Annotated in this window: 4 protein-coding genes; all 4 read right to left on the bottom strand. The window is 50.2% G+C overall.

All coding sequences use genetic code 11. The annotated features are described in order from the left end of the window. Positions 1-1466: UxaA family hydrolase (locus tag L5656_RS10650; RefSeq protein ID WP_297202778.1), on the bottom strand; the 1466-nt coding region annotated here is incomplete at its 3' end. A gap of 161 nt (positions 1467-1627) precedes the next feature. Then, on the bottom strand, positions 1628-3118 hold the full coding sequence (locus tag L5656_RS10645) for a tagaturonate reductase (protein ID WP_297202776.1): 1491 nt from the start codon (positions 3116-3118) through the stop codon (positions 1628-1630). A gap of 107 nt (positions 3119-3225) precedes the next feature. Further along, positions 3226-3789 (bottom strand): phosphodiesterase, encoded by a 564-nt coding sequence (gene yfcE / locus L5656_RS10640; RefSeq protein WP_297202774.1) that lies wholly within the window; start codon positions 3787-3789, stop codon positions 3226-3228. Between the two features lie 65 nt (positions 3790-3854). Further along, positions 3855-4580, bottom strand: a 726-nt coding sequence (locus tag L5656_RS10635; protein WP_297202771.1) for an RNB domain-containing ribonuclease, incomplete at its 5' end; no start/stop codon positions are given.

Here is a 4580-nt window from a genome sequence, read left to right as displayed (position 1 = left end):
CGATAACCCATAATTTCTGCTTTGACCTGCTTGCCGGAAGCAACCTTTAGGACAAGATCTAAAAGCTTTAAGGCCAGATCTTCCATCCCCTCACCCTCCAGTATCCGCCCAGCATTAAAATCAAACCAATGGGGTTTTTTAGAATAAATTGTGCTGTTACTGGCGATCTTCACCGTGGGCACGCAGGTACCGAAGGGTGTACCCCGGCCGGTGGTAAAAAGGACAACTTGGCACCCGGCGGCGGCCAAGGCGGTGGAAGATACCAGGTCATTACCCGGAGCACTTAAGAGGTTTAACCCCTTAACCCGGCACCGCTCACCATATTCCAGCACATCCACCACCGCAGAGCTTCCACCTTTTTGTACGCAACCTAAAGATTTCTCTTCCAGGGTGGTAATCCCGCCTTCCTTGTTGCCCGGCGAAGGATTCTCATAGACTGGCTGGCCGTGGTCAAGGTAGTATTTCTTCCAGCTATTTATAAGGTGGACAATCTTTTTAAATACCTCTTCATTAACAGCCCGGTCCATAAGTATAGTTTCACCACCGAACATCTCCGGCACCTCGGTCAAAACTGCTGTTCCACCCTGGGATACGATATAGTCGGCCACCAGGCCTACGAGGGGGTTGGCGGTGATCCCAGAGAAAGCGTCTGAGCCGCCGCATTTAAGACCCACTTTAAGTTCAGTTATAGGGCAAGGGATTCTTTTAAATTCTTGCGCGTACCGGACAAGCTCATCCAGAAGCTTTAGACCCTCCTCTAGCTCATCTCCTGCTTCCTGGGCTACAAGGAATTTCACCCGCCGGGGCTCAAACCCTCCTAAGGCTTCCTTAAATTCCTCCATCCTGTTGTTCTCGCAACCCAGGCCCAACACCAGCACCCCAGAAGCATTCGGGTGGTGGCAGAGGGAACTTAAGAGCCTCCGGGTGTTGACATGGTCTTCCCCTAGCTGGGAGCAGCCATAAGGGTGCTTAAGGGCGTAAAAGCCGTCTATGTGGGGAAAACTGGAAAAACGCTGGCGGGCTAGCATGCATAAGTTTTCGGCAAGTTGGTTTACACAACCTACGGTAGGGATAATCCAGATTTCATTGCGCACCCCTACCTGCCCATCGGGACGGAGAAAGCCGGAAAAAGTAAGGCTCATTTCCTCTCGTCCCCCGGACCGGTCCGCTGGGGTTGGCCGGGGATTATAAGTGTACTCTTGCAACTCTTTAAGGCCACTAACGAGATTATGGGTGTGAACCCATTCACCAGGCTGGATGGAGCGGGTGGCCCGGCCAATGGGAAAACCGTATTTTATTACTTCCCCTCCTTCCGGAATGGGTTTTAACGCAAATTTATGGCCGGGCTTTAGGGGGTCGAGGAGCTTAACTTCATATCCTCCTACCCGAATTATTTCGCCTGCTGGCAAGGAAACTAAAGCTACAGCTACATTGTCCTTATCATTTATGTGCAGGGCTTTGCTCATAGAGAATGTCACCTCAAATGAAGGCAGGTACCTCGGCTATGGTAAAAGGAGTAGCTCACCGGAAATTCCTGTACCTCGGCCATGGCTAAATAGGGCCCTCGCCATAAAAGTTACCTGCCGATCTGGTAACCCGCCGGCTTTACTGGATGGCCAGCAAGGGTTCACTCCGAACACTTTGACAAGGCTGCTTGGATTCCCTGGCTTATTATAGCTTCCAGATACCGGGCAAGAATATCCGCCAGCCCAGGAAGGGAAGTTAAATCCTGCCCCCAAATATCGCCCCTCCGTAAAATAAAGCTTGCCACCTCTTGGAGGCTCTCTTCCGTCCCCTGGTACCTTCTCCAGGCTTCTTGCCAGAAGGCGAGGGCGGTGGGATCATCCTCAAGGGTAAACTCTCCTTTAGGCCTCTTCCCTACAAACTTTCGCCCGCTAATCCTTCCCTCCTTGAATAAATAAGCCAGAGCAGCTAAGGAGAAGACTAGCCTTGGGGGAAGGGTTCCCTTTTTTTCTAAGTACCCCAGGATAGAAGGCAAAACCCTGGTCTGGTATTTAGAGGTGGTGTTTAAGAGAATGCTCTGCCAATAATGGATGATATAGGGATTACGGAAGCGCTCCAAAACTTCCCGCGCAAATTCCTTGAGCATCTCCATATCTAAATCCATAGAAGGAATGATCTCCTCAAATATAGCCTCTTTCATAAAAGAACCCCAAACCGGATGCTCTACGGCTTCCCTTACCGTATCTACTCCAGCTAAAAAAGCGGGAGCCGCGGTAACTGTGTGAATCCCGTTTAGTATTCTAACTTTGCGCGTGCGATAAGGGGTAAGGTCCGATGTCCACACTACATTGAGTTCGGCCCGGTGGAAGGGTAGCTTCTCTTTTATTTCCTCTGGCCCTTCTATTACCCAAAGGTGAAAAAGCTCCCCTACAACCATAAGATCGTCCCGGTAACCTAGCTCCTGGACTAGTATTTCTGCCCGGTCACGGGGATAGCCAGGTACTACCCGGTCCACCAGGGTATTGAGGAAGAGGTTACAATGCTCTACCCACTCCCGGAACTTTGCGTGCAGGCCCCAATCCTGGGCTAACTGTAAGACGATACGCTTAAGGTTGTCACCATTGCGTTCGATAAGCTCGCATGGCAAAAGAATCATCCCTTTTTGGGGATCACCTTGGAAGTGTTGGAACCTCCGGTAAAGGAAAGCTGCAAGCTTGCCGGGGAAGGAGCGAGGAGGATTTAGGTCCAGGCTATCTTCGGGATCATAAGCGATGCCTGCTTCCGTGGTATTAGAAATTATGAACTCTAGATCTGGATTTGTTGCACAAGCTAAAACCTCTTCCCACTGGGTATACGGGTTTAAGGCCCGGCTTATGGAGCTTATTATCTCCCTCTTCTCCACTAGCTCCCCTTCCTGGTAGCCATAAAGGAAGAGAGTATAAAGCCCATCTTGCTCGTTTAATTTATCAGCCAGGCCTTGGGGTAAGGGTTGTACTACCACCACCCGCCCGTTAAACAGACCTTGTTTGTTTAGCTTATGGAACATCCAGTCTACAAAGGCCCGCAAGAAATTTCCTTCGCCGAATTGGATGACCCGCTCCGGCAATCCTTGTGGATACTCGCTTCCAAGTAAGGCTTTGTTTAAAGGCTTCAACTTGTTTCCACCTCTCCGCACTCCAAGGTTTTGAAAGCGCTTTCGATTTTTGTTATATTTACTCTCCTGTTTTTTAATTTCGACAAACTACCTAAGATCCCTTGTTTTTAAGAAAGCTTAATCTGGCCTAGAGTTCTCCCTTCTTTCAAGGCCTTAAGATAAACAGTCTTTTCATCGATAACAGCTACTGTGGGCCCTTCCTGGCCTTTAGGCAAGGCAGGGCTTCCAGGGTTAAGCAAAATAACACCTTCCACCTTTTCTAATACAGGCACATGGGTATGGCCGAAGATAAATATATCTGCCCGGTAGCGCTTGGCCAGCTCCACCATTTCCACCTTATCCATACCCTGCCCGTGGGTAGCGACAAGGCGAACATAGGGTGTCTGTACCAGCACCATCTGGCTCTGCAAAGGCCAATCCAAGACTAGTTGATCCACATCGGCATCGCAATTTCCCCGGGCTATAAGTACGGGTATCTGGGAAGCATTGATGAGTTCGGCCAGATCTGGTGGACGGTAGGCTTGAACTAAAGGGTTCCGCGGCCCATGGTACAACACATCGCCGGCATGAACGATTAAATCCACAGGCCCCCAGATTTCCAAAGCCCTCTCCCACGCCGCCACATCTCCATGTGTATCACTGATTACGCCGATTCTGTTAAGCTCACGCAAAGGCCCCACTCTCCTTTCTGCAATATAATCTTTCCCTCGAAATAAAATATGCCTAAAAAGCTTTCTTAACAGGTTTCTACCAGCTCAAGATCCACCTGCCGGGCCTCTACACTAACCCTGACAACTTGTACACGGACGGGTTGCCCGATTTTAAAACTACGGCCCCGGTGCTGGCCTACTAAAGCTAACTGTTCTTCCTGGAATTGATAATAATCATCGGTCAGAGTAGAGACGTGGACCAACCCCTCCACGGTATTCTCAAGTTCCACGAAAAATCCATAGGGCGCCACTCCACTTATAATGCCGGGGTAAACATCACCTAAGCGATCTTTCATAAATTCCACCATTTTTAAAGTAAGGGATTCCCTTTCTGCCTCTTCCGCTACCCTCTCCTGCTCGGAAGCGTGATCCGCAGCCTTGGCTACAAACTCCTTTAGTTTTTCCATCCTCCGGGGATGTAGTCTACCCTTGGCTAACACCTCCTTTAAAATGCGGTGCACCACTAGATCTGGGTAACGCCTGATAGGAGAAGTAAAGTGGCAGTAATACTTCGAGGCCAACCCGAAGTGACCCAGGGCTTCTGGAGCGTAACGAGCCCGCATAAGGGAGCGAAGGACTACGGTATGGATCACCCGCTCTTCTGGTCTGCCCCGGACTTCCTCCAGTAGGCGCTGGAGGACTTTAGGATGTACACGGCCTTCTCCATCTCGCCGTACATAAAATCCAAAGTGACCCAGGAAGGCGTTTAGCTCCTCCAGCTTGTCCGGCGCCGGTTCCTCATGTACCCGGTA

Origin of the sequence: Thermanaeromonas sp. (assembly GCF_021890735.1) — a bacterium.
Lineage (GTDB): Bacteria > Bacillota > DSM-521 > Neomoorellales > Neomoorellaceae > Thermanaeromonas.
Note: the sequence above shows the minus strand (reverse complement) of the source record. Positions and strands in the feature narration are given on the sequence as shown.